We start from the raw sequence: 25,963 nt of genomic DNA, 5'->3' as shown, positions 1-25,963 counted from the left end.
GCGCGTCGAGCGCGAAGTCGATCATCATGATGGCGTTCTTCTTCACGATGCCGATGAGCAGAATAATGCCGATGACGCCCATGACGTCGAGATCATAGCCAGCGATCATCAAGGCGAGCAGCGCCCCGACGCTGGCGGACGGAAGCGTCGACAAAATGGTGATCGGATGTACGAAGCTCTCGTAGAGAACGCCGAGAACGATATACATGGTCACGATCGCGGCCAGGATCAGCAGCAGCTCATTGGTGGACGAGGCCGTGAAAGCCGCTGCGGCGCCCTGCATCGCGAGCGTGAAGCTCTCCGGCAGCTCGATCTCCGCCTGCGCCGCCTCGATCGCCCGCACCGCGGCGCCGAGCGAGACGCCCGGCGCGAGATCGAAAGAAATCGTCGTCGCCGGAAATTGCCCGAGATGAGTGATCTGGAGCGGTCCGTCGCGCTCTTGCAGGCGCATGATCGCGGTGAGTGGCACCTGACCGCTCGATGAGGAGGAGGAAGACGGCAGATAGAGGCCGGCGAGCGCGGCGTCCGACGCATGAAACTTCGGGTCGAGCTCGAGAATGACGCGATATTGGTTCGATTGCATGTAGATCGTCGAGACGATGCGCTGGCCGAAGGCGTCGTAGAGCATATTGTCGACCGCCGCCATGGTGACGCCGAATCGCGCCGCGGTGGCGCGGTCGATCAGAATGTCGAGCGCCTTGCCGCGGCTTTGAAGATCGCTCGCGACATTGGCGAGCTCGGGCGCCTCGCGCAGCCGCTCGACGAGCTTGGGCGTCCACTCGCGCAACGAAGCGAGATCGACGTTCTCGAGCACGAAATGATAGGCGGCCTTGCTGGCCGTCGAATCGATCGTCAAATCCTGCACCGGCTGCATATAGAGCTGCACGCCGGGAATTTGGGACGCCGCATCCTGGAGCCGCGCGATCACCTCGGTCACGCTCGCCCTGCGCTGCGGCTGGGGCTTCAGCGAGATAGAGAAGCGTCCGGCGTTCAGCGTCGTGTTCGCGCCATCGACGCCGACCGAGGAGCTGACGGTCTCCACATCCGGATCGCGGAGGATCACGTCGCCGAGCGCCCGTTGCTTCTCGACCATGCCGGCGAAGGAAATGTCCTGCGCGGCTTCGGAAATCGCCTGGATCGCGCCAGTGTCCTGCGGCGGAAAAAATCCCTTCGGTATGACGACATAGAGCAGGCAGGTGAGCGCCAGCGTCCCCACCGTCACGGCGAGCATCGTCGGCTGATGCTCGAGCACGATGTCGAGCCCCCGTCCATAGACGCGGATCATTGCGTCGATCGCGCGCTCCGCCGCGCGATCGAAGCGGCTGCGTTGCGCGTCGGGCCGGTGACGCAGCAGCTTGGCGCAGAGCATCGGCGCGAGCGAGAGAGCGACGAAGGCGGAGATGACGATGGTCACGGCCAGCGTGACGGCGAATTCGTGAAAGAGCCGCCCGACGATATCGCCCATGAACAGCAGAGGGACCAGCACAGCGACGAGCGAGACAGTGAGCGAGACGATGGTGAAGGCGATCTGCGCCGAGCCGCGCAGCGCCGCCTGCAGCGGCGTGGCGCCCGCCTCCATGTGCCGCGCAATGTTCTCGATCACGACGATCGCGTCGTCCACGACGAAGCCGGTCGAGATGGTGAGCGCCATGAGCGAAAGATTGTCGAGGCTGAAGCCGAAGAAATACATGGCGACGAAGGCGCCGACGAGCGACAAGGGGACCGACAGGCTCGGAATGAGCGTCGCCGGCAGATTGCGCAGAAAGGCGAAGATCACCAGGACGACGAGCGCAACGGCGAGAACGAGCTCGAACTCGACATCCTCGACAGAAGCGCGGATCGTGGTCGTGCGGTCGCTCAGCACCGATATGTCGATCGCCGCGGGAAGCGAGGCCCGCAGCTGCGGCAGCATGGCTTTGACGTTCTCGACGACCTCGATGACATTGGCGCCCGGCTGGCGGCGGATGTCCAGGATGATCGCCGGAGTGGAATTGGCCCAGGACGCGATGCGGTCATTCTCTGGACCATTGCGCACCTCCGCCACATCGGAGAGGCGAACCGGATTGCCGTTGCGAAAGGCGATGACGGTCTTGCCGAATTGCTTCGGATCGTCGATCTGATCATTGGCGTTGATCGTCGAGGATTGCTTCGGCCCGTCGAAGCCGCCCTTTGGCGCATTGGTGTTGGTGTTGGCGATGACGGTGCGCAGATCGTCGATGTTCAGCCCATATTTGGCGAGCGCAGTCGGATTGAAGCTGACGCGGATCGCGCGACGCTGGCCATGACCCATCGCCACGAGCCCCACGCCCGGCAGCTGCGAGAGCTTTTGCGCGAGCCTCGTCTCGATGAGGTCCTCCACCTCGATCAGCGGCAGCGACTTCGATGTGACGGCGAGCGTCATGATCGGCGCGTCGGCCGGATTGATCTTGGCGTAGACCGGCGGCGTCGGCAGATCTTGCGGCAGAAGATTGCCGCCGGCGTTGATCGCCGCCTGCACCTGCTGCTCGGCCACGTCGAGGCTCAAGGCGAGATCGAATTGCAATGTGATCATCGAGGCGCCGGCGGAGCTCGCCGAGGTCATCTGCTTCAGCCCGGGCATCTGGCCGAACTGCCGCTCGAGCGGCGCGGTCACGGCGGACGTCATCACCTCCGGACTCGCGCCCGGATAGAAGGTCTGCACCTGGATCGTCGGATAATCGACGGCCGGCAGAGCGGAAAGCGGCAATTGCCGATAGGCGAACAATCCCGCGAGCAGGATGGCCGCCATCAGCAGGGTCGTGGCGACCGGACGCAGGATGAAAATCTTCGAGGGATTCATGTCTCAGCCCCGGCTTCGCCGAAAGGATGCGCGTCGAAGCGCGCTCACTGCGTCTCCGACGGCGGCCGCGGCGGGCGGCGCTCGCGCGCGCGTTCTGGGTCGGAACGGCGCTTCTCTGGCGGTGGCGCGGCTCCGCCGTCGCCGCCGATCCTGACCTCCGCGCCGTCACGCAGACGATCGGCTCCGTCGGTAACGACGCGCTCGCCCTCGGTCAGCCCTTGCGCGATCTCGACCATGCCGTTGTTGTATCCGGCGAAATCGTCGTAATGCTCGCCGGCGGACGGCGTGATCTGCTGCATCACGACGCGATTTTGATCCGTCACCTTATAGACGAAGAGGCCGGAGGCGCCCGATCGGATCGCCGTCTTCGGAACGACCAGCGCCTTCTCGTGAATATCGACCAGCAAGTGAACATTGACGAATTGATTGGGATAGAGCTTTTCATCGGCGTTCTCGAGCTCGGCGCGGCCGCTGACCATTCCGGTCGTCGTATCGATCGAATTGTCGAGCGTTTGCAGCCGCCCCACCGCGATCTGCTTGGTGTCGGAGCGGTCGAAGACTGTCACCTCGAGCGCGCCGCGCTTCTTCTGCGCGCTCGCGATCTCCGGAATATAATCTTCGGGAACGCCGAAGATCACCGAGATCGGATCGATCTGCGCGACGAGGGCGATGGCGTCGCCCGTCGACACATAGCTGCCCGCGTCGATCTTCCTCAAGCCGACGCGGCCGCGGATCGGCGAGACGATGCGCGCATAGGTCAAATTCAAGCTCTGATTATCGACCAGAGCCTGATCTGCCTTGACGCTGCCTTCATATTGCTTGACGACCCAGTTCTGATTGTCGGCCTGCTGACGTGCGATCGAATCGAGCTTCTTCAGCGATTGATAGCGGCGCAGATCGTCGCGCGCCTGATCGAGGAGGCCCTGATCGCGGAGCAGCTGCCCCTCATATTGCGCCTTCGACGCCTCATAGGGCCGCGGATCGATCTGCGCGAGAAAATCGCCTTTTTGAACGAGCTGGCCTTCCTTGAAGCCTATGTCGGTCAGATAGCCGCTGAGCTGCGTCTTGACGGAGACATTGGCGATCGGCGTCACAGTTCCGAGGAGGCCATGGCGAACGATCTTCACATCGAGACGCGCCGCATCGGCCACGGCGACCGGCTGCGGTCCGCCGAGGGCGCGCCGCGCGGCCCGCGGCGGCGGCGACTCCTTCGTCCCGATTACACGATAGGCGGCGTAGCACGCCGCGACGACGAGCAGTGCCGCTACGCCATAAAAAATCCGCGAACGACGCAAGGCGGCGAACCCGGCGAGAATCGCGGTCTTGCGTCTGTCGGACGGCGCCGCGTCGGACTCGAGGGGAAGAGCTTTCTCGTCCATTTTCATCTCGCTGACTGCGCGGTCTCGAATGCGGCCGGAAGCGCGCTCGCGGGAACCGGGAGCGGCGGCTCGATCGCGGAGAGCGCGTCGATGGCGGGCAGACGCGAGGCGTCCCATCCGCCGCCGAGCGCCCCGATCAGATTGACGGTCGCGACGAACAGATTCTGCCGCGCCGTCAACGCCGATTCGATGCCGGAGAGCAGCGTCGCCTGCGCGGTGACGACCGATGTGAAGGCGACCGTGCCGACCCGATATTGGTTGAAATAGACGTCGACCGCCTCGCGCGCCTCGGCGACCGCCTTATCCAGTCGCTTGACTTGCGCGGAGAGCGCGCGGATCGACGCGAGATCGTCCTCGACCTGCTGAAAGGCGGTGAGCACGGTCTGACGATAGGTCGCGACCGCCTGACGATAGGACGCTTCGGCCGCCTTGCGCTGCGCGTCGAGCAGGCCGCCGTCGAACAAAGTCTGCGTGGCGCTTCCGGCCAGCGACCAGGCCTCATGCGCGGCCGTCACCGGCCAGGGCTTGGCGGCCGCGAAATCGAGCGCCGGAGACAGGCTCACGCGCGGATAGAAATTGGCGATCGCGACGCCGATCAGCGCATTTTGCTGCTGCAGCCGCCGCTCCGCCGCGGCGATGTCGGGTCGGCGCTCCAGCAGCTCCGAGGGCAGGCCCGCGGGCGCGGCGGGCGGCGTCTTGCCCGACCAACGGCGCTTGCGAATCGAAAGTTCCGACGGGCTACGCCCGATCAGAACCGCGATCGCATGCTCATATTGCGCGCGCTGCAATCCGACATTGATCGCGGTCGCCTCGGTCGACAGCACCTGATTGTCGGCGGTGACGAAATCCGCGCGCGAGGTGGTGCCGATCGTATATTGGTTCTTCAGAATGTCGCGTGTGCGCCGAAACAGCACGAGCGTGCTCTCGATCGAGGCCAGCAGCTCGTCGGAAGTGCGAAGGCTGAAATAGGCGACGGCGAGCTGGATTTGCGCAGAAAGCTTCGCATTGGCGAGATCGGCGGCGCTGACCTGCGCCGCGGCGGCGTCGGCCTCCACAGTGCGGCGAATGCGGCCCCAGACGTCGATCTCCCAATCGAGATTGGTCGCGACCGACACATTGCTCGAATAGACGGCCGAGCCGCTCGAGACGGAGCGGCTTCTCGATGGCGTGTAGCCGGTCGTCACCGTCGGAAAGAGGCCGGCCTGGCCTTCCCGCACGAGCTGACGTGACTGATCGTAAGCCGCGGCGGCGGCCGCCACCGTCTGATTGGAGATTTCGACCTGCGCGACGAGCTTGGTGAGATCCTCGTCCTGGAAGACGAGCCACCAGTCGCCGCGATCGGCGATGTCGAGCGGCGAGATCGGCTTCCAGCGCTCACGCGCGCCGGCGGCCGTGCTCTTTCGATCGTTCTCTTTGAATTTGACGGGAGCGACGTCCGTCGGCGGCGCATAATCCGGCCCCGCCATGCATCCCGCGAGCGAGGCGATCAACGCTCCGGCGGCGCCCGCGCCCGCGAGACGTCGCAGGCGCTGCGCCGTTCGACATTTCGGAGGGGAGAGCGCATTGACGCCGCTCTCGACCGATCGCGTCGATCGCCAATTCATCCTCGACTCGATCACCGACGACCCGCCCTTCGTCCCCTGAACACGCCGCCAGAAGCTAGACAGGACCACAGGGACGGTCGAGTTAAAATTACTTAATTTATCCACAGACCGGTTTCGCGCTTTCCCTCCGTCTTGCGCGGACATGATTCGAGCGCCCCGGGATTCCAGGCGTTTCGATCCCGTCTCATGGCTGGACAGCCCGCAAAAATCGAGTTCGGGCGTCGGAATTTGCGCTTGTCGATTGGACTGGCTTCGCGCCGGTTCGATAGACCGCCCCGCTCCCAGGCTCGGCGCCGGGTTCCGCGAACAGCCGCTGGGCCAGCGCCGCGTCCATTCAGCTGCGCCCGGACGCGGCCGCTCGGCATGACAGACGCCGATGCGCGCTCGGGGTCGAGCAAGAGGCTGTTCGGCTGGTTCGGGAGGCGAAGGGGCCTTTTCGGTGGCGAAGAGCCTGGGCGCTGGCTGCAGCAGGGCAAGGCGCCGAGCTTTCTGACGCCAGCCGCGCTCGACGCCAATTCGGCGCGCGGCGCGGAAGAAGGGACCGCAAATGTTTCGCGAGCTTTTTGGCGCGGGCGTCGCCTGCAATTTCGTCGCGCAGACCAGTAGACGGCCGCACAGACGCGAGCGTCGGGCCATGCGAGACACGCGATAGACATAAATTGCCTTCGCGGAATCGAGGCCGCCTCGATAGAGGAAGCGACTCTATATCTCCTTGTTCGGTCGTGTTTTCTTCACGCGAACCGCCCCACTTCGTTCGAAAACACTCTAGGCCGTCAGTATGGCGCCGCCGTCGACGACAATGTCCTGCATGACGATATGGCTCGCGAGATCCGACGCCAGAAAGGCGATGACATTGGCGATCTCCTGCGGCGTCGCGATCTTGCCGAGCGGAACGCCGAGCTTGAACGCCTCCGGAGAGCCGGCGATGACGCGCTGCTCGGCGTCCGGCGCGCGCCACATGGCGCGCTGCATGGGCGTGTCGGTCGAGCCGGGAGAGACGAGATTGCATCGCACCCCATAGGGCGCCAGCTCCAGCGCGACGCAATGCGTCAGGCTGGCGAGCGCAGCCTTGGAGGCGCAATAGGCCGCCATCGACAGGCGCGGAACATGCGCCGCATTGGAGCCGACCGTCACCACGGCGCCGGAGCGCTGGCGCTTGAACTGAGCGATCGTGTTGCGGAGCAGATGAAAAGCGCCCGAGACATTGACGTCGAAAGAGGCGCGCCAATCCTCGAGGCTCACCTCCTCCGTGGCGCCGAGACGCAGAATTCCCGCCGCGTTGACGAGCACATCCAGCCGTCCCGATTCGTCCAGCAGATGCGCGCAGGCGCGCTCCGCCTGCGCGTGATCGGCGATATCGACGACGAGCGTGCGAAAGGGATAGCGCGCGTCGGCGAACGCTTTGTCCAGCCCGACGACATTCGCGCCGAGCGCGACGAATGTCGTCGCGGCGCAAAGGCCGATCCCCTGCCCCGCGCCCGTCACCCAGACGCTCTTGCCGTCGAAACCCATCTGCAAGCTCTGCGCAGAATTCATCTCGTCCCTCCTTTCGTGACGAGAATGATCACGCCGCCGTGAGCTTGCGCTCGATCAGCGCCCACCAGCCGTCGAGCGTCGGATTGTCGGCGAGATCGACGAAGCCGATCTCGACGCCGAGCTTGCGCCACTCTGTCACCAGCGTCATGACGCGAATGGAATCGAGCCCGTAATTCATGAGATTCTCGTCGGGATCGAAAATCTCTCCGTCGAGCGAGATGAGCGTTCGCACGCGCGCCTCGACTTGCGCGCGCGTGAGGCGCGGCGCCGGTGCGCCGATCAGCGCATCCGCGGCGACGACGACGCCGCAGCGGCCGGCGACATAACGCAAGGTCATGTCGTGGTCTTCGGGCGAGAAATCGGCGATGGCGTCGCCGACGACGAAGGTCTCGAAATCGCGCATGAAGGAATCGAGCGCCGTCGTCAGGCATCCGATATGCCCATAGACGCCGCAGATCACGAGCTGATCGCGCCCCCACTCTCTCATCATCGCTTCGAGCGGCGAACGCTGAAACGCGCTGTAACGCCATTTGACGAGCACAGTGTCGTCGCTTTCAGGCGCCAGCGCGGCGGCTATGTCCTTCAGCTGCGGATGCGCGTTCAGCCCCGGCCCCCACATATCGTTCAGCAGGCCGCGATCCTTCGGGCTCTGATCGATCGGCTGGGCCGTGTAGACGATTGGAACGCTGCGCGACTTGCAGAAGGCGCGCAGCGCCGCGACATTGGCGACGAGCTGCGTGACAAGCGGGCTCTCCTCGCCGAAGAAATGCAGGAAATAATCCTGCATGTCGTGAATGAGCAGCACGGCGCACTCGGGCGCGAAAGTCCAGCCGACCTTGTTCTTCGGAAAATCCTCGGGCCGCGGCAGCGAATAGGTCGGAAGCCGGGGAATGGCCATTGTCGTTTCCTCTCCACGCATCAGGAAGCGGGTCTGCTCGAGACGAGATCGCGCAAGGCGCGCTTGTCGATCTTGCCGGCGGCCGTGACCGGCAGCCGCTCGAGAAATTCGAATCGGTCCGGCAGCTTGAATTCCGCAACGCCGAGCGCGCGCAAATGCTTGCGCAATGCGAGCGGCCGCACGTCGCCGCGCGCCACGACGCAGGCGCAGCTCTTCTCGCCCATCAGCGCGTCGGGCGTCGCGACCAGCGCGGCGTCGGCGACTTGGGCGTGCGTCAGCAGCAGATTCTCGAGCTCCTCCGCCGCGAATTTCTCGCCGCCGCGGTTGATCTGATCCTTCTTGCGCCCGACGACTTGAATATGTCCCGTCTCCGTCAGGCGCACGAGATCGCCGGAGCGATAGAAGCCCTCGGCGTCGAAGGCGCGCGCGTTCTCCTCGGCGGCGCGATGATAGCCGCGGAATGTATAGGGTCCGCGCGTGAGCAATTCGCCGATCTCGCCGACGCCGACCGGCGCCCCCTGCGCATCGACGATCTTCACCTCATCGTCCTCGCACATAGGCCGTCCCTGCGTCGTGAAGATCGTCTCCTCGTCATCATCGAGGCGCGTATAGTTCACCAGCCCTTCGGCCATGCCGAACACTTGCTGCAAGCGGCAGCCGAGCGTCGCGGGAATGCGCCGTGCGACCGTTTCGCCGAGCCGCGCGCCGCCGACCTGCAATAGGCGCAGGCTCGAAAGCGGCGCCTCGTCGGCCGCGGCCTCCAGCCAGAGCATGGCGATCGGCGGCGCCACGGCGGCGATGTCGACGCCATGGCGGCGGATGAGATCGAAGCAGACGGACGGGCTCGGGTCCGGCGCCAGCACGACCGTTCCGCCCATGTGAAACACGCCGAGCGCGCCCGGCGAGCTGAGCGGAAAATTATGCGGCGCCGGCAGCGCGCAGAGATAGCGGCTGTTCTCGGTCAAGCCGCAGATCTCCGCGCTGCGGCGCAGGCTGTAATAATAATCGTCATGCGTGCGCGGAATGAGCTTTGGCGTTCCCGTGCTGCCGCCCGACAATTGCAGAAGGGCGACCTCTTGCGGCGTGGAGCCGCGCAGCTCTCGCGCCGAGACGTCGTAGCGACGCTCAGCGAAAGGCGCGAGGCTTTCTGCATAAGACGTCTCGCCGAGAATCTGCACGACGCGCAGCGCCGGAATAGCGATCTGCAAGGCTTCGACATAAGCGCCATTGGCGAATAGCGGATGCCGCGCGCAGGCGATGAGCAGCGCGGGGCGTATCTGATCCGCATAGGCCGACAGCTCGAGGCGATTATGGCTGAACAGCGCATTGACCGGCGCAACGCCGATTTTCAGCAGAGCGAAGAGCACCGCATAGAATTCCGCGACATTCGGGAGCTGAACGAGCGCCGTATCCCCCGCGCGCAGGCCCTGGCGCGAGAAACCTATGGCGAGGCTCGTCGACCAGGCGTCGAGCTCGGCATAGCTGAAGCGGCGCTCGCCGCAGATGATCGCCGTGGCGTCGGGGGCGATCTCCAGCCGCTTCGCGAGGAGAGCGGTCAGAGGCTCGCCGCGCCAATAGCCCTTCTCGCGATAGCGGCGCGCGAGATCTTCGGGCCAGGGAGTGAAGTCGACGCTCATTGCGCGATCCCCCGCTCGACGCCGAAAGCGCGCAGCATGGTGGTGAGCTTGGCTTCGGTCTCCGCCCATTCGGCGCGCGGGTCGGAGGCCTCGACGATCCCCGCTCCGGCGAACAGGCGCACGACCATCTCGTTCACCGTGCCGCAACGAATGGCGATCGCCCATTCGCCGTCGCCGCTCTCATCGCACCAGCCGACGATTCCGGCGAAGAATCCGCGATCGAAAGGCTCCAGCCGCTCGATCAGCATGCGCGCCTGCGCGGTCGGCGACCCACATATGGCCGGCGTCGGATGCAGCAGGCTCGCGAGCTGCAGCGCGGAGAGACGTCCGTCGGCGAGCTCGCCGGAGATGGAGGTCGAGAGGTGCCACATGGTCGGCGTGTTCATCAGCGCCGGCTCGTCCGGGATGCGCAGCTCGGCGCATAAGGGCTCGAGCAGACGGCGGATTTCGTCGATCACGAGCCTGTGCTCGAAATTGTCCTTGCTCGATTGCAGGAGACGGCGCCCGATGCGCGCGTCCTCGTCCGGCTCTGCGACGCGCTTCGCCGAGCCCGCCAATGGATTGGAGCGGATGGAGCCGCCGATCTTGCGGATGAGCAGCTCGGGGCTCGCGCCGAGCAGAACGCCGCCATCGGGCAGCGGCGCGTGGAAATGATAGCCGGCGGGATTCTGGCGCCGCAGAATTTCGAGAATCGCGACGGCGTCGACGCGCTCGGCGAATTCGATCTCGAGAATGCGCGACAGCACCGCCTTGCGCGCATGGCCGTCGCGAAAATTGGCGACGGCCTGGGCGACGGCCTCCTCGAATCCGCTCTGGCCCGGCACGCTGCGATACCAGAGCGCGGGAACACTGGCCTTCGCCTCTGGCGCGCTCGTCGCCATGCGCGGCGCGCTGATGCGATGCGTCTTCGGCGCGAAGAGGAAGGAGGGCTGACGCGAGTCGAAGGGGATCGCGCCGACGACGATCGGATGATCCTGTCCCGCGCGACGCGCTCTCGCCAGCGCAGCGTCGACCGCCGCCTGCAGAACGCTGTCTGCGCCCCCGCCGCCGACCGCGGGCGTGCGTATTCGCTCGAAAACGCCATAGGCCTCTATGGCGAAATGGGGCGAGCTGAACAGAAACGACGGCTTTTCAGCCTGCGCCGAAATCTCTCTGGAAGGCCTTTCTGCGACAATCGCGTCCATCGGAACGCTCCTTTGTGGACGAATGAAAATCGGTCGAGCGGGACGCGCGGTCCCGGCCGCGGCGGCGCACGCCGTCGCGTTTGGGAAGAAAGCGGTCCCTCTTTTGTTCTGGGCGTCGCGCCTCAGCCGGAGGGCGCGAGGCTCTGCTTTTCCTTTTCGATCGCCACGCCTTCGGCGGCGGGTTCGGCCGGCGATCGGCGCAACGCGCCAAAGGCCGCCGCCATCGGCAAGAAGGAGAAAAGAGCGGCGAGGCCAAAGGCGCCCACCGCCGGCGCGGGCGGAAGAATTCCCCCGAGCAGGCCGAGAAGGAGGGCGCCGAGCGCGTCGCCGACGATGAATTGCGCGGTCCAGAGTCCATTGACGCGCCCACGCAGCTGGTCCGGCGTGTTCTTCTGCACCAGCGTGAATTGCAGCAGCGAGACGATGGAGCCGAGATAGCCGTAGACGACGAGGACGAGCAGCGCCGGGACCAGTCCGCCGGCGGCGCCGAGCGCGGCCAGCGCCGCGAATGCGGCCGCGGCGCAGGCGAGCAGAGCGAGGCCTGGACGCGCGAGGCGCGCGACGAAGCCGCTCGTCGTCGCGCCGAGCATCGCGCCGAGCGGAACGGCGGAATACATGAGCCCCGCATCGGCCGGGCCGTTCCCATAGGCGCTCGCGAGCGCCGGAAACAGCACGCGCACGCCGCCGGCGAGGCTCGCCAGCGTTCCCACCGCGACCACGGCGCCGACGATGCGATTTTCGAAAAGATAGCGCACGCCCGACAGCAGCGCGCGCGCCGGCGTCTCCGGGCTCGCGCCCATCAACGGCAGCGACTTGGGCGGCAGCGGCGGCAGGCGCAGCAGCGGCGCCAGCGTCGCCAGCACGCCGGCCGCGGCGCAGGCGTAGGTCCAGCCGACACCCGCCGATATGATGAGCAGCCCGCCGAGCGCCGGCGAGGCGACGCCGCCGAGCCGCATGGCGATCATGTTGAGCGCGCCGGCGGCCGCGAGATTTTCGCGCCCGACGATGGCCGGCGTCGCGGCGAGCAGCGCCGTCACCCCCAATGCGCTGAAGAAGCCGTCCCAGGCCGCGAGCGCATAGACGACGGCGAGCGAGGGCGCGGCCGCAAGCCCGTTGAGGGCGAGCGCGACAAAGCCGATGCCGCAGGTTCCGCGCGCGAAGAGGATGAGCTTGCGGCGGTCGTGGCGATCCGCCAGCACCCCGCCGGTGAGGAGGCCGACGAAGGCCGCACCGCCGCCGAAAGCGACGACGAATCCGGCGGCGGCGGGTGAGCCGGTCAGCTGCAGCGCCTGCACGGGAACCGCGACGGTGAGCAGGCCGAGCGCGAACAGCGACAGCGTCCGCGCCACGAACACCGCGCGGAAATCGCGATTGTCCCGCAACAGGCTGAAATCGGTCAAAATGCGAGGTTGGGTCATGTTGGTCCGATCACTGGAGAATCTGCAGAAGAAGCGCGCGAGAGCGCTCATTTGGGACCTCGCTTCGCGTCGTTCGCGACGAGAATCTCGTTCAGCGCCGGGCCGAGCTCCCGCAGCATGCGCGGCGAGATGATTTCGGTATGCGGACAATCGAAGGCGACGAATTTCAGCGCGCCGACATAGGGCCGCCAGGTCTCCTCGACGTCCATGCCCTCCGGCAGAGTGCGCAGCGCGACGAAGAGCGTCGCTTCGCCCTCGTAGCGAGGGGTCCTCGCGGAGGCGAGCAGCCGGACCGAGTCCTCGTAATTGGCCATGATATCGCCGAACATCTCGGCCTTCTCACGCGCGAGCGTCGAATCGAGCGCCTCTTGCGAAGCGTCCATGAACAGCGCCTTCTCGCGCTCGATCTCCTCTTCGCCAGCCGCGTCGAGCGGCTTGCTCCAATCCTGGATTTCCGAAGGATAGGTGTCGAGCAGGCCGAGAAAGGCGATCTCCTCCCCTTCGGCCGAAAGACGCGCCGCAATGGCCTGCGCAACGACGCCGCCGAGCGAATAGCCGAGCAGCCGATAGGGACCGTGCGGCTGAATCTCGCGCAGCGTCGCGAGATGCCGGTCGCAGACCTCCTCCATATTGCGGCAGGAGGCGATCGGTCCCGAAGGCCGCGGCGATTGCAGCGCGATCACCGGCCAATCGCTGCGCAGATAGCGCGTCAGCACGCCGAACTGCCAGGAGAAGCCCGAGGCCGGATGGATACAGACGAGCGGCGGCCCCTCGCCCGCGCGCAGACGCAGCGTCTCGGCGAAGCCGGCGCGGCGATCCTCCTCGCGCCGCTCCGCGAATAATTCGCGCGCCAGGCTCTCGACGCTCGGCGCGGCCATCAGCTGGCCGACGGAGACAGAGACCTTCATCTCGCGCTGAATATCCGCGGCGAGGCGCATGGCCAGCAGCGAATGGCCGCCGAGCGCGAAGAAATCATCGTCCGCGTCGAGCTGGTCGACGCCGAGCGCGCGGGCGAAGAGATCGGCGAGCGCGATCTCGACGCCGGGCGTCGGCTTGCGGCCGTCGCGGCGCGGCGCGGCCTCCGGCTCCGGCAGCGCCTTGCGATCGAGCTTGCCGCTGGCGGAGAGCGGAAATTCCGGCAAGCGCACAATAGCCGTCGGCGTCATATGCGCCGGAAGCCTCTGCGCCACAGCGCGGCGCAGCGCCTCGACGTCGATCTCGACGCCCGCGACCACATAGCCGACGAGCCGCCGCTCATCGGCGCCGGCGAGGCCGCCCGCCGCGGAGGCTCGCGCGACGACCGCCGCCTGTTCCACGCCGGGCCGCTCGGCGAGGACGCTCTCGATCTCGCCGAGCTCGATGCGCTGACCGCGAATCTTGATCTGATCGTCGCCGCGACCGAGATAATCGAGCGCGCCGTCCGGCCGCCGGCGGACGATATCCCCGGTGCGATACATTCGCTCGCCCACGGCCTGCGGATCGGCGACGAAGCGGCTCGCCGTCAGCGACGGCCGTCGCAGATAGCCATCGGCGAGCTGGACGCCGGTCAGATAGAGATCGCCGGCGACGCCGATCGGCGTCTCCCGCAGCCAGGAGTCGAGCACGCGCACGCCCGTGTTCCAAACGGGTCGGCCGATCGGAACGCCCGTCGTCTCGAGGCCCGCGAGGGCCGCGCCGAAGGCCGGCTGATAGGTCACATCCACGGCGGCCTCGGTCGGCCCGTAGAGATTGTGCAGCGGCGCGCCGAACAGCGCCTCGAAGTCCTCCGCCAGCTCGCGCGACAGCGCCTCGCCGCTGCAGAACACGCGGCGCAGACTCTCGGCCTCGGCGGCGCGCGCGGCGTCGGTCGCCGCCACGAAGGCGGCGAGCATGGAGGGGACGAAATGCAGCGTGGTGACCCGATGCGCGCGGATGAGCCGCAAAATCTCCGCCGGATCACGATGCGCCTCCGGCGGCGCCATGACCAGAGCGACCCCGGCCATCAGCGGCCAGAAGAATTCCCAGACCGAGACGTCGAAGCTCGACGGTGTTTTCTGCAGCACGACGTCGCCCGCGCCGAGGCCATATTCGTGCTGCATCCACAACAGGCGGTTGACGATGGCGCGATGCGAGACGACGACGCCCTTCGGCCGGCCCGTCGAGCCGGAAGTGTAGATCACATAGGCCGGATCGTCGGGCGTGGCGGGAGAGGCGAAGCCCGCCTCCTCCGCTTCGCCGATCTGCGGCGAGCGGTCGAAGGCGAGCAGCGGCGCGAGCCACTCGAACCGGCGTCGCGACGCCTCGTCCGTGATGATGAGGCGCGGCGCTCCATCCTCGACCATGAAGTGGAGACGCTCGTCGGGATAGCTCGTGTCGAGCGGCAGATAGGCCGCGCCGGCCTGCTGCGCCGCCATCAGCGCGATGGAGAGCCGCGCCGAGCGCGGCAAAGCCACCGCGACGAGATCGCCGCGGCCAACCCCGGCCTCGGCGAGCGCGCGCGCCAATCGCGCGACCTGCCGACGGAGCTGTGCATAGCTCAGCTCATGATCGGCGTCGATCAGCGCAAGCGCGTCGGGCGTACGCAGCGCCTGCTCCTCGAGCAAGCTGCAGAGCGTCGCCGTCGGCGTCTCGACGCGGGTGTCATTGACGGCCGCGATCGTCTCGCGCTCGTCCAGCGTGAGCGGGCTGAGCGACGCGAGAGGCGTTTCCAGCGCATCGACGAGCTGCTCGAGCAGCTGGACGATGCGGCGGCCGAGACGCTCCGGCTCGGCGACTCCCTCGCGATATTCGAGCCGCAGCTCCAATTCGCGGCCGGGCAGCGCCATCAGCGTCAGCGGATAATGCGCGTAGCTGCGATTGCGCGCGCCGACGAGGCGCAGGCCCGCGAATTCCTCGGCGTAGAGCCGCGCGTCATCCGGATAATTCTCGACGACGAGCAGAGTGTCGAACAGCGTCGAGGCGCCGGCGAGGCGCTGGATCTCGCCGAGGCCGAGCCCGTCATGCTCCATGAGGGCGATCTGCCGGCTCTGAAGCTCGGCGAGCTGCACGGCGAGCGGCTGATCGGGCCGCAGGCGCACGCGCACGGGCAGCGTGTTGGTGAAGAGCCCGATATGCGCGTCGAGCCCGGCCTCCGCCTCCGAGCGGCCGGAAACCGGCGCGCCGAAAACGACGTCGCTGCGACCCGTCATCGCGCCGAGAAAGGCTGCAAAAACGCCCTGCAGGAGAGTGGCGAGGGTCGATCCGCGCCGGCGTCCGAACGCCTCCAGCTCCTTCGCCAGACCAGGCCGCAGAGCGAGCGGCAATTCGCGTGTCTCGCCGAATGCGGCGGCGGGATCGAACAGCAAGGTCGGCGCGGCGCCGGCGAGCGCCTCCCGCCATGCGGCGCGGGCGGGCTCCGGATCGCGCGCGGCGAGGCGGCGGACGACGCTCGAATAGTCGGGAAGGATCGGCGCGAGCGCGGCGCCGGCGTAGGCGTCGAGAAGATCGCGCAGCATCACGCCGGAGGACCAGCCGTCGCCGATGAGATGATGGCAGACGAGGAGAAGCGCATGGCGCTCTTCCGCCAGCCGAACCAGCACGGCGCGCGCCAGCATGCGGCGGCCGCCGCTCTCGGCCAGAAGGTCGCGGGCCAGTTCCTCGCGCTCGATTTTCTCGAGCGCGGCGGCCTGCTCCTGCGGACCGACGTCCGCCAGCCGCCGCTCGCTCCAAGGCCAGCGGCGCGGCGCCTGCGGCCCCTCGACGAGCGGCAGAATTTGGAACGCTTTGCCCTGCTCGACGTCGAAAATCGCCGCGAGCTGCGGATGGCGGCGCAACAGCGCCTCGAGCGCGTCGCGCAGCCGACCCATGTCGAGCGGCCCGTCGAGAGTGAACCGCGAGACGGCGTTGTAGCGGCTCGCGCTCTCCCCGAGCCCGGCATGGAACAGCAACCCCTCTTGCAGCGGCAGCGCCGGCAGAACGGCCGCTATTGCCCCATGGCGCGCCCGCAGCGCCTCGACCGTCGCGGCGTCGACGCCGTCGTCGAGGCGCATCGATGCGCCTTCCTCGGCTCGGCGCAGCACGGCCGCCATTCCGGCGACGCTACGCAGCTCGAAAACATCGCGCGGCCGCAGCCTATATCCGCGCTTGCGCAGCGCAGCGCAGAGGCCGATGGCGGAAATGCTGTCGCCGCCGAGAAAGAAGAAATCATCCTGCGCGCCGACCGTCTCGAGGCGCAGGACCTCGACGAGTATTTCCGCGAGCAGCGTCTCCAGTCCGGGCGCGGGCGGGCGCGCGGGCGACGCGTCCACGGACGGATCGGGCAGCGCCTTCCGATCGAGCTTGCCGCTCGCGCCGAGCGGGAAGGCCTCGAGCACGATGATGGCGACCGGCGTCATATAAGCCGGCAGGCGACGCGCCAGAGCGGCGCGCAGCGCCTCCGGATCGAGCGCGCCTTCCGGCGCATCCGGCGTCACATAGGCGACGATCTGGCGCGCGTCGCCCTCCGCCGCGCCCGCGCCGAAGAGCCGCGCGACCGCCGCCGCCCCGCCGACGCCGGGCTGCTCGAGGAGCGCGCTCTCGATTTCGCCCAATTCGATGCGCTGGCCGCGGATTTTGAGCTGATCGTCATTGCGGCCGAGAAAATCGAGAACGCCGCTCGGCAGCCAACGAGCGATGTCGCCGGTGCGATACATTCGTTCGCCGTCGCCCTCTGGATCGGCGACGAAACGGCTCGCCGTGAGCGCCGGCCGCCGCCAATAATATTGGGCGAGCTGCGCGCCGGTCAGATAGAGATCGCCGGCGACGCCGATCGGGACGGGACGCAGCCGCGCGTCCAGCACGCGCAAGCCGCAATTCCAGAGCGGGCGTCCGACCGGCACGCCAACGCCTTCCGCCGTCGCCAGCGCCGCGCCGAAAGCCGGCTGATAAGTGACCTCCACCGTCGCCTCGGTCGGGCCGTAGACATTGTGCAGCGGCGCGCCGTAGGTCCGCTCGAAAGCTTCGGCGAGCTCGCGCGACAGCGGCTCGCCGATGCAGAAGACGCGCCGCAGCGCGGTCTTTTCCGGCTCGGCGTGCGGCGTCATCCGCACGGCAGATAGGAAAGCCGAGAGCAGCGAGGGCACGAAATTCAGCGTGGTGACGCCATGCTCGCGAATGACGCGCAGCAGTTCCGCCGGATCGCGATCGACGTCCGGCGGCGCCATCACGAGGCGCGCGCCGGACGTCAGCGGCCAGAAGAATTCGCCGACCGAGACATCGAAGCTGCAAGGCGTCTTCTGCAGCACGACGTCATCGCTGGCGAGGCGATATTCGTGCTGCAGCCAGAGCAGGAGATTGACCACCGCCCCATGCGGCACGACGACGCCCTTCGGCCTCCCCGTCGAGCCCGACGTATAGATGACATAGGCTGCATCTTCTGGCGACGGCGACGCGACGCGCGCAGGCGGCGCATCCGCTTCGATGACGGCCAGCGCGTCGAAGATCAGCACGGGAGCCATCGTGTCGAAGCGCCCGCGCAGCGCGCTATTGGTGACGATGAGCCGCGGCGCCGCATCCTCGACCATGTAAGCGAGCCGCTCGTCTGGATAGCTCGTGTCGAGCGGCAGATAGGCGGCGCCGGCCTCGAGCGCCGCCATCAGCGCCAGGCTCAGATGGACCGAGCGCGGAAGCGCCACCGCGACGCCATCACCGCGAACCACTCCCGCCGCGGCCAGCTCCCGCGCCAGCCGCGCGACCTGGCCGCGCATCTCGCGATAGGCCAGCCTATATCGGCGATCGATCAATGCAGGCGCGTCCGGCGTGCGCTCGGCCTGCGCGTGCAAGAGGTCGCACACAGAAAGCGGCGGAATGACGCGCCGCGTGTCATTGGCCGCTGCGATCAGCGCCGTTTCGCTCTCCGTCATGAGCGCGATTTCGCCGATCGGAGTCTGCGGGCTTTCGGCGAGCCGACGTGCGAAGCGCGCGAGTCGCCGTGCATGCAGCTCGAGCTCGCGCTCCCCGTAACGCGCGCCATTGGCGACGAGATCGACGATGAGCTCGCGCTCGGCGAGATAGACGTCGAATTCGATATCCTCGACCGGGCCGGAAGCGAGCTGATGCGTGATCCCTTCGACACCCGCGAAGTCGAGGCGATAGTCGAACATTTTGAAATTCAGCAGCGGCCCATGGAGCGCGCGTCCAGAGGCGAGGAAGCCGAGATCGCGCCGCAGCAGCTCGGCCTCATATCGCTGACGGCGACGCACCATGTCCAATTCGCGCCCCAGCGCGCCCGCGACATCGAAGAAGCACATTTCCGCGTCTATCGCGATCTGCAGCGGCAGGACATTCACCACCGGCCCGATCGCATGCAATGCGACCGAGCCCATGCGCCGCATGAAATGCGCCCCCACCGAGAGACGCGCCGCGCCGGTCATGCGGCGCAGATAGAGGGCGACCGCAGCCATCGCCATCACGCCGACAGAAACGCGCCCGGCCGTCGCATGTGCGGACAGAAGTGCGGTCGTTTGCGCATCGAGCACGATCCGCTCGCGCAAGGGGAGCGTGAATTTTCCGTCCGCCGGCGCGCGCCGCGACGACAGAGTGACAGCCTGCGGCAGATCGCGCGCATGCTCTGCCCAAAATCGCCGATCGGCGGTTTGCGCCGGCGAGCCGTCATAGGCCGCATATTCCTTCACCACCTCGGCGAAGGAAACGAAAGGCGAAGGAGACGGCGCCAGCCCGCGGCGCAGCGCGGTGTAGATTTCGCTCACGCGTCGCGCTATCGCCGTGAAGCCATATCCATCGACCGAAAGATGGTGATAGCGCTGAAACCAGAACCAGCGTTCGCCGCCGCCGGCCGCCGACCCCTCCGCGCCGAGACGAAACAACATGTGCCGGTAGAGCGGCGCTTCGCCCGCGAGCGTCCGAGGCGTCTCCAGATCGTCGCGCATCAGGCGCCGCGCGGCGCCGACCGGATCGGCTTCGCCTGTCAGATCGACGAGCTCCGGCTCCGGCAGATCGGCCGGCTGCACATTGTTCGGCACGAGCTGCGCAGGCCCCTCCTCCGTCTCGACGAAGCGCGCATGGACGAGATCGGCCTCCGCGAGCCCGAGACGGACCGCGGCGCTGAAGCAGGCGACGTCCAGCCTGCCCTTCAGCTCGACATATTGCGCGACGACATAAACGTTGGAGGCGGCGGCGAGCTGCTCCGCCATCCATATGCCGGGCTGCGCCGCGACGAGCGGAAGCGTCTGCGCAGCCGCGAGCGGCCGCTCTGGAGCGATGTCTGCGAGCACGATCTGTCCTTTGAAAATCGAAACGTCACGAAGCAAAACAGGCGCGAAAAGGCGCGTCAGCCGGCCTCTGCGCGCGGACGCATGTCGATCCAATGATCGTCGACATATTGCATGCATTGCAGGCGCGTTCCCGGACCGAAGACACGGCGCCATCCTTTCGGATCGGCGGAAAAATCCGGCCACAGGCTGTATTGCGCGCGTGCGTTGACGAGAACGACGAAGCTCAGCCGCTCGTCGTCGAATGGATTGATCTGCGCGTCATCCATGGATGTCGTCTCCTTCACCGGCGCCGACCGCAGCGGCGCATCTGCTCGAAGAAACTGGAATCCGGGCGCCTGGGGCCAGCTCCTGCCGACGCGTCGACCAGACGCTGTCTGTCGGCCCCAGCTCGGCGCGGCGCGCCGTCACGCGCGCCAGAGCCGCAAAGCAGAGCGCTGCGCCCAAAGCGACGATATCGACGCCGACGCTGATCGGATCGGCCGCCGCCCAAGGCCCGAGGCCGGGCGCCGCCAGAGCGACCGCGCTGGTGATGGGAAGCGAGAGAGCGCCGACCGCCGCGACATAGGCCAGCTCGATTCCAGCGCGCGCCGCGCCGCGCAGAAACGCGAAGGCGAGAGCGCCGAAGAAGACGGCGTGATAAATCCCATGACGCCACGCCTCGACGTCCTCGACATGGCCATAGAGCCATTTGGTGGCGACGATGGCGAAAGAGAGCGCGCAGACGCATCCCAAACACACGCCGATCGACGCCGCCGCCATGAGGCGCGAGGCCGTCGTCTGCACGACCTGCTCCCCATGGCGGCGCGCGGTCCGCCGACGCGATTCGATCCACAAGAGATTGCCGGAATAGAACAGGAAGGCGCCGGCGAGACCGAGAAAGAAATAGGCCCAGCGCACGGGCTCGCCGCCATAGCTGCCGAAATGCAGCGCGAAGAATGGCGACACGGCGGCCGTCCAGCCGCTCTGCTTCTCGGGAAGATAGTCGACATTGACGAGTTCCCCAGTCGCGCCACGCACGACGGCGAAGCCGCCGCCGCGCGACAGAAAGCGCTGATCCTCTCCGACGACGCGCACGAACGCGCCACGCGTATCCGCATCGCGATAATGCAGGCTGATCGGCGAGAACTGCGGCGAGACGGCTTCGACGGCCGCGGCCAATTCCACGACCTTCTTCATCGGCGCCTTCTGCTCGTCGCGCTTTGCGCCTCCGAAAGGGCCGGTCGCGCGCATGATCGTCGGCAGCCTGCCGTCATAGACGACATGATCCAAAGCGTCATAGATCGGCTCGTGCAGACCGAACACGACCGCCGTCAACGCGATGACGAGATGGAAGGGGAAGCTCGCGACGCCGACGAGATTATGCGCATCGAGCCACATTCGCTTCAAATTCGCGGTGAGTCGTAGCGCCAGAAAATCCTTGGCTAGCGAGGGGAGAACCAGGATGAGACCCGAGACGAGCGCGACGGCGTAGACGGCGCTCACGACGCCCATCACTGTCGTTCCCGTTTCGCGATCGAGAGGAAGGCCGGCGGTCCGATGGATCATGTCCACAAAGGCGCCGACGCCAAAAGCGTTCGAGCGCTCGATGCGCAATTCGCCATCCGCGCCGAGCGTCGCCGACCAGACGACATCGTCGCTGCGGCTCTTGCGCCAAGTCAGACGGGCCGGCTCGTTGGCCGTCGCCAGACGAAGCGTGAAGTCTTTGGCCGCCTCGGGCCGCGCCGCCAATGTCTTCTCGATGAGGCGATCGGCGTCCTCGGTCGAAATGGTGCCGCGGGTCGGCGGCGAAGCCCAATGAGCGAGCGGCTCCGCGAAGATGGTGAGCGCGCCGGCGTAGAAGCAGACGAAGAGCAGCATGCCGGTCACGATGCCGGTCCATGTGTGAACGCTCTTGTAGAGCCGCAAGATCTCGCCGCGCATGTCTCGTCCTCAGTACAAAAGTCGCCGACAGAGATAGAGTCCGCCGAAGGCGAGAAGATTGGCGCCGCCGAGCCACAGAAACGCTGCGCGTCCGCTGCGAAACAGAAAGACGAAACTCGCGACGCCGAGCCAGATCGGCGCGACGAGCCACATGACGAATTGATATTTGTTGCGCGCCTCGAGGCCTCCGGGGCCGGCGACGGCGAAGAGGCCGGCGAGAGCGACCGCCAATGTGAAGCCGAGCAAAGAGCCGGCGATGCTTTTGCTCAGCCAATCGGAGCGAAACTCGGCCATGCCTATTTCCTCCCTCTCAGCGCGACGAGGCTCGGCAGTGCGATCAGCAGCGGCATCAGCGCGGCGAGCGTCGCGAAGAAGGCGGTCGAGGATTCGAGACGAATCCGCCAGACCATCCAAGCAGCGAGAAGAAAGGCCGCGGCAAAGAGGCCTGCCTTCCGCCACCGAAGGCGCAAAAGCGATTGGCGCGGCGAGGCGAGATAGAGACAAGCTGCGCCGGCGACGACGAGGGCGAAAGCCGATGAATGGAGGAGCGCCGCCGGCATTTCTCTCTCCTCAAAAATCGACGGTCGCGGATAGGAGAACCGTTCGCGGCGAGCTCAAAATGACGATGCCGTCCGCGAAATAGGATCCCGCCCAATAATTGTGATCGAGCAGATTATTCGCATTGGCGCGGAAGGTGACCTTCTTGTCGAAGAGCTGCGTCGAATAGCGCAGGCCCGCGTCGAGGCGCGCCCATTCGGGAATTTTCTGCGTGTTGGCGGAGTTGACGAATTGCGCGCTCGTATAGACGACGCGTCCTTCGAGCGTGAGCCCGGGAACAAAGGGCGTATCCCATTCGCCGCCGAGATTGACCTGCCATTTCGGCGTGCCATAGGCAGTCTTTCCGTCGAGCTGGCCATTCGCCGTCTTGGTGAGCACGCCGATCGTATAGGCCGCGCCGCCGAGAATGCGCACGCCCTCGACGATCTCGCCGAACACGTTCCACTCTATGCCTTGGTTTTTCTGGCGTCCGTCGGAATTGTAGACATTGCCGCTCTTGATGAGGCTCGGCTTCTCGATCTCGTAGAAGCTCAGCGTGTTGGCGATCGATCCGGCGTCCCATTTGACGCCCGTCTCGATCTGTCGCGACTTATAGGGCGGAAACATCTGATTATAATTCGCCGCCGCCGTATCGGTGACGCGCTCGCCCTGGGTCAGGCCCTCGATATAATTGGCGTAGAGCGACATGGATATCGGCAAAGGCTTGACGATGAGGCCGAAAGCGGGCGTCACCGCGCTCTCGTCGTAGTAGGTCGTCTCGGCGCCCGTCGTCGTATTGTAGCTCTTCGTCTGAACACGCTGCGCGCGGAGGCCGAGAATGAGTTGCGCCCGATCGTCGAAGGCGGAGAGCGTATCGGCGAGGGCGATGCTCGAGAGCGTCGTATCGGTCGACTTCGGCGCTTCTCCCGGATCGCGCGCGATGAGCGGCGTGACGGGGAAGTAGATGCTCGACACATAGGCCGAGCTGCGCTGAAAGGCCGAGCCGATCTTCGATTCGAGATTGGCCGCGCTCAAGGACAATCGATGGCCGATTTCGAAAGTGCGGAAGTCGGCGCGCAGGCCGCCTTGAAACGAAATCGTGTCGGTATAGCCGCGCAGATCGATCGAGGTTCCGCTGTAGCGGCCGAGGACATTGACATTGGTCGCGACGGTCGAGTTCGTCAGCCCGTTGAAGCGCGCGTCGATCGCGCCGGCGCTCGCGAACAGAGTGACATTGTCGGCGAGATCATATTCCACGCGCCCCATGGCGCCGGAATTGTTCATTCGACCAGAGAGACCGCGGAAAATATTGTTGCTGGAATCCGGCGCGGCGGCGACGCCGGTTCCGGTGAAGCTCGCCATCATCGGCACGCCGCCGCGCGCGATCTCCTGGTTGAAATAGGCGTCGAGCGCGATGCGCAGCTTCTCGCCGCGATAGTCCAGCGCGAGCGCCTCGAGCCCACGTTCGCGCGATTGATAATCGAGCGTCGTGTCGCCGCCGCGATAGGCGCCATTGAAGCGAACGCCGAAGGCGTTGTCCTGGCCGAAGCGCCTGCCGACATCGATATGCGTTCCGAATTGCGAGTTCGACGTATAATCGGCGGTGACGCTCGTCACAGGCGTGTCGCCGGCCTGCTTGGTGACGAGATTGATCGATCCGCCGACGGCGCCATAAGGAGCCATGCCGCTCAACAGCGCAGCCGGCCCCTTCAGCACTTCGACGCGCTCGAGAAACTCTGTCGGCACGCGGCCGTCCGGCGCGACGCCATAGAGTCCGTTGAGCGCCGTCTCGCTGACGAGAACGGAAAAGCCGCGGATACGGAAATTCTCGCGGACCTGACCGGAGGAGACGGTGAAGCGCACGGAAGGATCATTCTCGAGCACGTCGGAGAGCGTGCGCGCCTGCTGGTTCTCGATGAGCTTCGACGTGTAGCTCGTCACATTGAAGGGCGTGTCGAGAAAATCGCGATTGCCGAGCATGCCGAGACGCGCGCCGCGCGCCGCCTGACCGCCGGCAAATTCCTTCGGCAGATTGCCGAGCTCGGCTTGCGATGGAGCCGGAACCAGCACTGGCGCCGCAGATAGCGTCGCGCCGACGGAAGGCGAAGGCGCGCGCCTCTGCGCGGGCGTTGTCGCAGCACGTGCTCGCGCTCGCCCGACATGCGCGGCGGCCGCGCTCTGGCGAACGACCGGCCGCGGCTTCTCTTTGGGCGCATCGACTGCAACAGCAGGCAAAGACGTGACGCCCGGCTCCGCATGTGCGGAGCCATCGGCGCCGAGAAGCAGAAGCGCGGCGGCGCCCAGCAATCTGCCCCCATCTATACGGCTATCAGGCCACGTTTTTACTTGAGACCGACTTGATGTCCGGGGCAAGCGAGGGCTGCGCATTTCGATATATACCTTTTTTGCTCATATATTGCTACTATATTTATAGTATTAACTGCGGCATAGAAGGTCAATCGCGGCGACGCCTATATTGAAACATTTGCAAATAGCGATTTATATATATAAAACAACACCGTATGCTGTATCGGTAGCTAAAAGTGGAATTGTTATGCTTCCAAACAATCGCAATCCTCGAGCTCGGCAGGCGTCTGCGACGCGACTCGCCAGCGTCTCTCGTGGCGGCCCGGAAAATCCCCGCCGCGACCGACTTAGCAGTCAGGAGGTCGGCGAGATCCCGATCGAGCAAGCCCCACCGGCTGCATCGATCCTCGAGGCGCTCATCGCGCCTCCTGATAGCCCACAAAGCCGGAAGCGGCAGAGGCGATCACGACGACGCACGACATCCTCTCGGCGTCGAGCGACCGAACGTCGAAACCGGTAGTTGATCTATCCAACGATCTTCAGAGCGCCGTCTTTGTTCCGGGCCTCGTCATCCTGAGCGCCGCATGAATCGAACGATATTTTGAAGGTCGCTCCGCCCCCCTCCGTGGGCTCCATCCAAATGCGGCAGCAATGCGCCTGAATCAGCTCTTCAGCGATCGCGAAGCCGAGGCCTGCCCCCGGCGTGGAGTCGGATTTACTCCAGAATGGCTCGAAAATCGCGCGTCGATCCTCCTCTTCCACGCCATCGCCGTGGTCCACAATCCAGATCGACGCATCGTCAAAAATTCGGAATATCACCGTTCCTCCTTCGGGCTCGGCCCGCAGCGCATTATCGGTGAGATTGACGATCACGGATTCGAGCGCGGTGCGACTGCCCCGCACGACAACGAGCGCATCCGGCGCCTCCAGCACGGTCTGGCGCTTCGATCGCACCGCGAGCAAGGCCGAGTCGGCGATTGTCGCACGCGCCAGAGCGGCGAGATCGACCGTCTCATCGAGGCGCGCCCTTCGCCCGCCGAGCCGCGCAGTCACGAGCAACTGCTCGACGATATTACGAATGCGACGATGATCGCGCCTCAGATCGGTCTTGAAGCTCGGCTCCTCGGGCGCATCGAGACGCGCGCCGAGGATGGTCACCGGCGTGCGAAGTTCATGCGCCGCATTGGCGGTGAATCGGCGATGCCGCTCGACACCGGCGTCGAGACGCGAAAGCGCGCCATTCACGGCCTCGACCAGCGGCCCAATCTCCGTGGACACGCCAGCGAGCGACAATCACCGATGCAAAGAGTCCATGTCGATGCGAGCCGCCTGGGCGGCGATGACGCGCAATAGATGCAGACTCCAGCGGACCGCGATCCATGCCGCTGCGGCGCTCATCAATACCGCCATCACGAGATAAGGAGGCGTCCAACTGAGGTCCTCGAGCGCGTAATCATAAATATCTGTTGATTTCCATTGAGAGCTGACCCAGGCAG

General features: G+C 66.0%; 15 protein-coding genes and 1 pseudogene. All 16 read right to left on the bottom strand.

All coding sequences use genetic code 11. The features are described from left to right. On the bottom strand, positions 1-2,818 hold a 2,818-nt coding region (locus tag A1351_RS21085; protein ID WP_064033833.1), incomplete at its 3' end, for an efflux RND transporter permease subunit. 44 nt (positions 2,819-2,862) lie between these two features. Then, positions 2,863-4,197 (bottom strand): efflux RND transporter periplasmic adaptor subunit, encoded by a 1,335-nt coding sequence (locus A1351_RS21080; RefSeq protein ID WP_245291699.1) that lies wholly within the window; start codon positions 4,195-4,197, stop codon positions 2,863-2,865. A gap of 2 nt (positions 4,198-4,199) precedes the next feature. Further along, a complete protein-coding gene (locus A1351_RS21075; protein ID WP_083967441.1) occupies positions 4,200-5,801 on the bottom strand; it encodes an efflux transporter outer membrane subunit in 1,602 nt (533 codons plus the stop codon). A gap of 765 nt (positions 5,802-6,566) precedes the next feature. Beyond that, the gene (gene dhbA, locus A1351_RS21065) at positions 6,567-7,337 is read right to left on the bottom strand and encodes a 2,3-dihydro-2,3-dihydroxybenzoate dehydrogenase (protein WP_024882214.1); all 771 of its coding nucleotides are present in this window, start codon (positions 7,335-7,337) and stop codon (positions 6,567-6,569) included. A 28-nt stretch (positions 7,338-7,365) separates the two neighbouring features. Next, entirely contained in the window at positions 7,366-8,235 is an 870-nt protein-coding gene (locus A1351_RS21060; RefSeq protein WP_064033836.1) for an isochorismatase family protein, read from the bottom strand. Positions 8,236-8,255: 20 nt separating this feature from the next. Continuing rightward, positions 8,256-9,872, bottom strand: a complete 1,617-nt coding sequence (locus A1351_RS21055; protein ID WP_024882216.1) for a (2,3-dihydroxybenzoyl)adenylate synthase — start codon at positions 9,870-9,872, stop codon at positions 8,256-8,258. Further along, positions 9,869-11,056 (bottom strand): isochorismate synthase MenF, encoded by a 1,188-nt coding sequence (locus A1351_RS21050; RefSeq protein ID WP_024882217.1) that lies wholly within the window; start codon positions 11,054-11,056, stop codon positions 9,869-9,871. The genes A1351_RS21055 and A1351_RS21050 overlap by 4 nt, the downstream gene beginning before the upstream one ends. 122 nt (positions 11,057-11,178) lie before the next feature. Continuing rightward, the gene (gene entS / locus A1351_RS21045; RefSeq protein ID WP_064033835.1) at positions 11,179-12,474 is read right to left on the bottom strand and encodes an enterobactin transporter EntS; all 1,296 of its coding nucleotides are present in this window, start codon (positions 12,472-12,474) and stop codon (positions 11,179-11,181) included. Between the two features lie 47 nt (positions 12,475-12,521). Beyond that, complete coding sequence (locus tag A1351_RS21040) at positions 12,522-19,703, bottom strand: non-ribosomal peptide synthetase (protein WP_245291698.1); 7,182 nt, start codon at positions 19,701-19,703, stop codon at positions 12,522-12,524. A gap of 56 nt (positions 19,704-19,759) precedes the next feature. Further along, positions 19,760-19,969 (bottom strand): MbtH family protein, encoded by a 210-nt coding sequence (locus tag A1351_RS21035; RefSeq protein ID WP_024882220.1) that lies wholly within the window; start codon positions 19,967-19,969, stop codon positions 19,760-19,762. Further along, on the bottom strand, positions 19,962-21,623 hold the full coding sequence (locus tag A1351_RS21030) for a PepSY domain-containing protein (protein WP_024882221.1): 1,662 nt from the start codon (positions 21,621-21,623) through the stop codon (positions 19,962-19,964). Before A1351_RS21030 ends, A1351_RS21035 begins: the two co-directional genes overlap by 8 nt. Positions 21,624-21,632: 9 nt before the next feature. Then, a complete protein-coding gene (locus tag A1351_RS21025) occupies positions 21,633-21,917 on the bottom strand; it encodes a hypothetical protein (RefSeq protein WP_024882222.1) in 285 nt (94 codons plus the stop codon). Positions 21,918-21,919: 2 nt separating this feature from the next. Continuing rightward, the gene (locus tag A1351_RS21020; protein ID WP_024882223.1) at positions 21,920-22,183 is read right to left on the bottom strand and encodes a hypothetical protein; all 264 of its coding nucleotides are present in this window, start codon (positions 22,181-22,183) and stop codon (positions 21,920-21,922) included. Between the two features lie 10 nt (positions 22,184-22,193). Further along, the gene (locus tag A1351_RS21015) at positions 22,194-24,467 is read right to left on the bottom strand and encodes a TonB-dependent siderophore receptor (RefSeq protein ID WP_024882224.1); all 2,274 of its coding nucleotides are present in this window, start codon (positions 24,465-24,467) and stop codon (positions 22,194-22,196) included. Positions 24,468-24,992: 525 nt separating this feature from the next. After that, on the bottom strand, positions 24,993-25,745 hold the full coding sequence (locus A1351_RS21010) for a cell wall metabolism sensor histidine kinase WalK (RefSeq protein WP_198022897.1): 753 nt from the start codon (positions 25,743-25,745) through the stop codon (positions 24,993-24,995). A gap of 15 nt (positions 25,746-25,760) precedes the next feature. Further along, positions 25,761-25,963, bottom strand: a pseudogene (locus A1351_RS25525) (sensor histidine kinase); the annotation flags it as partial.

Source organism: Methylosinus sp. R-45379 (assembly GCF_001644125.1).
Classification (GTDB): domain Bacteria; phylum Pseudomonadota; class Alphaproteobacteria; order Rhizobiales; family Beijerinckiaceae; genus Methylosinus.
Note: the sequence above shows the minus strand (reverse complement) of the source record. Positions and strands in the feature narration are given on the sequence as shown.

Excerpts from the sequence above, each read along its gene's own strand:
- A1351_RS21035 (WP_024882220.1), bottom strand. The coding sequence starts at position 19,969 with ATGGATGACGCGCAGATCAATCCATTCGACGACGAGCGGCTGAGCTTC.
- A1351_RS21075 (WP_083967441.1), bottom strand. The coding sequence starts at position 5,801 with ATGAATTGGCGATCGACGCGATCGGTCGAGAGCGGCGTCAATGCGCTC.
- A1351_RS21020 (WP_024882223.1), bottom strand. The coding sequence starts at position 22,183 with ATGCCGGCGGCGCTCCTCCATTCATCGGCTTTCGCCCTCGTCGTCGCC.
- entS (WP_064033835.1), bottom strand. The coding sequence starts at position 12,474 with ATGACCCAACCTCGCATTTTGACCGATTTCAGCCTGTTGCGGGACAAT.
- A1351_RS21050 (WP_024882217.1), bottom strand. The coding sequence starts at position 11,056 with ATGGACGCGATTGTCGCAGAAAGGCCTTCCAGAGAGATTTCGGCGCAG.
- A1351_RS21055 (WP_024882216.1), bottom strand. The coding sequence starts at position 9,872 with ATGAGCGTCGACTTCACTCCCTGGCCCGAAGATCTCGCGCGCCGCTAT.
- A1351_RS21025 (WP_024882222.1), bottom strand. The coding sequence starts at position 21,917 with ATGGCCGAGTTTCGCTCCGATTGGCTGAGCAAAAGCATCGCCGGCTCT.
- A1351_RS21080 (WP_245291699.1), bottom strand. The coding sequence starts at position 4,197 with ATGGACGAGAAAGCTCTTCCCCTCGAGTCCGACGCGGCGCCGTCCGAC.
- A1351_RS21060 (WP_064033836.1), bottom strand. The coding sequence starts at position 8,235 with ATGGCCATTCCCCGGCTTCCGACCTATTCGCTGCCGCGGCCCGAGGAT.
- dhbA (WP_024882214.1), bottom strand. The coding sequence starts at position 7,337 with ATGAATTCTGCGCAGAGCTTGCAGATGGGTTTCGACGGCAAGAGCGTC.
- A1351_RS21030 (WP_024882221.1), bottom strand. The coding sequence starts at position 21,623 with ATGCGCGGCGAGATCTTGCGGCTCTACAAGAGCGTTCACACATGGACC.